The sequence below is a fragment of the Streptomyces sp. NPDC057654 genome (assembly GCF_042800135.1).
Taxonomy (GTDB): Bacteria; Actinomycetota; Actinomycetes; order Streptomycetales; family Streptomycetaceae; genus Streptomyces.
The window spans coordinates 1-2,770 of record NZ_JBHVHQ010001032.1; the positions used below are offsets into that span (position 1 = coordinate 1).

Annotated in this window: 5 protein-coding genes; 2 read left to right on the forward strand and 3 right to left on the reverse strand. The window is 73.2% G+C overall.

The window, feature by feature from the left end; all coding sequences use genetic code 11:
* Positions 1-7: 7 nt before the first annotated feature.
* From ACFU99_RS39970 to ACFU99_RS39980, 3 genes are all read right to left on the reverse strand, one after another.
* Positions 8-772: a CbtA family protein gene (locus ACFU99_RS39970; RefSeq protein WP_384402559.1), complete on the reverse strand. Its 765-nt coding sequence runs from the start codon at positions 770-772 to the stop codon at positions 8-10.
* Positions 773-832: 60 nt separating this feature from the next.
* Positions 833-1,057: a CbtB domain-containing protein gene (locus ACFU99_RS39975; protein ID WP_384402562.1), complete on the reverse strand. Its 225-nt coding sequence runs from the start codon at positions 1,055-1,057 to the stop codon at positions 833-835.
* A 145-nt stretch (positions 1,058-1,202) separates the two neighbouring features.
* The gene (locus ACFU99_RS39980; RefSeq protein ID WP_384402565.1) at positions 1,203-1,337 is read right to left on the reverse strand and encodes a hypothetical protein; all 135 of its coding nucleotides are present in this window, start codon (positions 1,335-1,337) and stop codon (positions 1,203-1,205) included.
* Positions 1,338-1,379: 42 nt separating this feature from the next.
* Here ACFU99_RS39980 and ACFU99_RS39985 point away from each other — a divergent pair, with 42 nt between their 5' ends.
* A complete protein-coding gene (locus tag ACFU99_RS39985; protein WP_384402568.1) occupies positions 1,380-1,955 on the forward strand; it encodes a histidine phosphatase family protein in 576 nt (191 codons plus the stop codon).
* A 154-nt stretch (positions 1,956-2,109) separates the two neighbouring features.
* A partial coding sequence (locus ACFU99_RS39990) for a 3-hydroxyisobutyryl-CoA hydrolase (protein WP_384402572.1) occupies positions 2,110-2,770 on the forward strand: 661 nt, incomplete at its 3' end.

Consider the following 2,770-nt stretch of genomic DNA (forward strand, 5'->3'; position numbering starts at 1 on the left):
TACCGAGTCAGCGGGCGGGGGCGGCCGTCCTGGCGGCGGGGTCGGGCCGCTGTCCGGGGGCCGCCTTGGGGATCAGGTGCCGTTCGGCGAGGTGGCCGAAGAGCAGGCCGAAGCCGGTCCACAGGACGAGTTGGATGGCCAGCGCGGTGAGGCGGAACTGCCAGAGCAGCGTGGCCGGGAAGTCCTTGGGAACCTCGTTGATCGCGGGCAGGAAGGCGTACGCGACGCCGATGACGACGGCGAAGGCGGCGCCGGCCGTGACGGTCGCGTACCAGTTGCCCAGCCGGGGCGCGAGCCGCCGGCCCAGGATCAGCGCGCCGACGGCGAGCAGCACGCTGAGCGCGATCATCAGGAAGTAGAGCGTGGTGCGTTTGCCGATGGTGTCGGGGTCGCCGACGGACGGCGGGTTGGCCGGGTACTTCAGGAACGGCACCACGTAGACGGTCAGCAGCGCGCCGAGGGAGATCAGGACGGCGGTCGCCCGCGGGCCGAACCTGCCGACGCGGCCCAGCGCGACGCAGAAGGCGAGGGCCGCGATGCCGCCGAGCGCGACGCCGAAGATCAGGACGCCGGTGGCGAGTCCGGCCGTGGACTGGAGGGTGCGGCTGACCAGTTCGACGCCGTGTTCATGGCTGTGCCCCTCCTCGTACGCGATGGCGGAGTCGACCCGGGACTCGCCGAGCAGGTAGGCGACGAGGAGGGCGGGTACGCCGGCGACGAGGCCGGCGAGCATGCCGCGTACGAGCAGGGCTCGTACGGATATGGAGTTCACGGTGCGTTCCCCTTGTTCCGATGTTGCGATGTTCCGGGTGTCGGTGCGCTGTGGCCGATGTCAGTGGCAGGGGAAGCCGAGGAGATGGCGGCCGTCGTGCACCCACTCGTGCACGTCGGCGCCGGAGATGAGCGAGGTGGCGCCCTGCTCCGCGCCGACGAAGTAGAGGAGCACCAGCATCAGGATGCCGAAGAAGACGGCCCACGGCGCGATCTTCTTCAGGGAGATGGGGGTGATCGCCGGTGCGGCGGGGGCCTTCGGGGCAGGGGCGGCGGGGTGTGCCATGGCAGAACCTCCTGGGGAACACGCGTCCCGGTCGTTGGTGCCGTGGACGACGGTGCGGGGTCTGACTTCCCTGCCGCCGCCCCGAGTCGGGGCCGCGGCCTGGTACACAGTGGCGCGACCGTGCCGGGTTCTCACCGGACTTCCGTCACACCGTCGTCATGTCCACGCGACCGTACCGCGCCGTGACCTGCGACGCCACGGTGTGTGGCGGCCCGGATTCCGGCCGCTCCCCGATGTCCCCGTTGTCGGCGGCCTCGGCGGCCGTGATGTGCTGCGTCATGCGCCGCGTGATGTGCTGGGAATCCGGAACGAGGGAGGCGGGATGACGGTGCGGGTGATGCTGGTGTCCCCGGCGGTCGATGCGGACCTGCGGCAGGCGCGGTTCGGCGACGACGCGCCGCTGGACGGCGCGGGGTTGCGCCAGGCGCGTGCCGCGGCCGACGGGCTGCCGCGCTCGGATCGCCAGGTGCGGGCAGCGTCCAGGCGCTGCCGTGAGACGGCCGAGGCGATGGGGCTGGCCGCGGCGGAGGAGGTCGCGGCGCTCGGCGACCTCGGCGCGGGCCGCTGGCGGGGCCGGTCGCTGGCGGAGGTGGCCGAGGCCGAACCTGCTGCGGTGGCCGCGTGGCTGGCGGACCCGGAGGCCGCGCCGCACGGCGGCGAGTCGGTGGCCGGGCTGGTCGGGCGGGTCGGGGAGTGGCTGGCGGGCCGCGCGGACGGCCGGGTGCTCGCCGTCGTGGAGCCCGCGGTCGTACGGGCGGCGGTGGTGCACGCGCTCGGCCTGCCGCCGCGGGTCTTCTGGCGGCTCGATGTGCCGCCGCTGGCGCTGACGGAGCTGACCGGCGGCGCGGGGCGGTGGAATCTGCGCTGCGGGCGGCCACTCGGGACGGGTGCACCGTGACCGTACGATCGACGATCAGCCCTGGACTTAGTAGGACGTCCAACTATATGTTCGGGGCGAGCCCGCCCTCGTCCCCTGCAACCCCCTTGACAAGAACGCCGCGAACGCCGAGACCGACGAGACCGCCGAGAACAACGAGAACAGGTTCTGCCGTATGAGCTCCTCCCCCGACGACGACGCGGTCCTCTTCCGCAAGGACGGCCGGGCGGGCCGGATCGTCCTCAACCGGCCGCGGGCGCTGAACGCCCTCACCCACGACATGGTCCGGCGCGTCGACGCCGCGCTCCGCGCCTGGGAGCACGACGACGACGTGGCGACCGTGGTCATCACCGGGGCCGGCGAGCGCGGGCTGTGCGCGGGCGGCGACATCCGCTCCATCCACGCGGACGCCACCGCCTCGGGCGGCGCCTCCACCGGCTTCTGGCGCGACGAGTACCTGCTCAACGCCCGTATCGCCGAGTACCCCAAGCCCTATGTGGCGGTCATGGACGGCATCGTGATGGGCGGCGGGGTCGGCGTCTCCGCGCACGGCGGCGTCCGGATCGTCACGGAGCGGTCGCGGATCGCCATGCCGGAGACCGCCATCGGCTTCGTACCCGATGTGGGCGGCACCCACCTCCTCGCTCAGACGCCGGGCGAACTGGGCACACATCTCGCCCTGACCTCCTCCTCGATGGGCGCGGCCGACGCGCTGCTGTGCGGATTCGCCGACCACTTCGTGCCCTCCGACCGCCTCGGTCCGCTCCTGGAGGCGCTGGCGACCACGGACGCGGACACGGCCGTACGGGCGGAGGCGCGCCCCGCGCCGCCGGGCG

What these genes read in the sequence shown, in the direction of transcription:
- ACFU99_RS39985 (WP_384402568.1), top strand. Translation starts at nt 1,380, where the DNA reads ATGACGGTGCGGGTGATGCTGGTGTCCCCGGCGGTCGATGCGGACCTG.
- ACFU99_RS39975 (WP_384402562.1), bottom strand. Translation starts at nt 1,057, where the DNA reads ATGGCACACCCCGCCGCCCCTGCCCCGAAGGCCCCCGCCGCACCGGCG.
- ACFU99_RS39980 (WP_384402565.1), bottom strand. Translation starts at nt 1,337, where the DNA reads ATGACGCAGCACATCACGGCCGCCGAGGCCGCCGACAACGGGGACATC.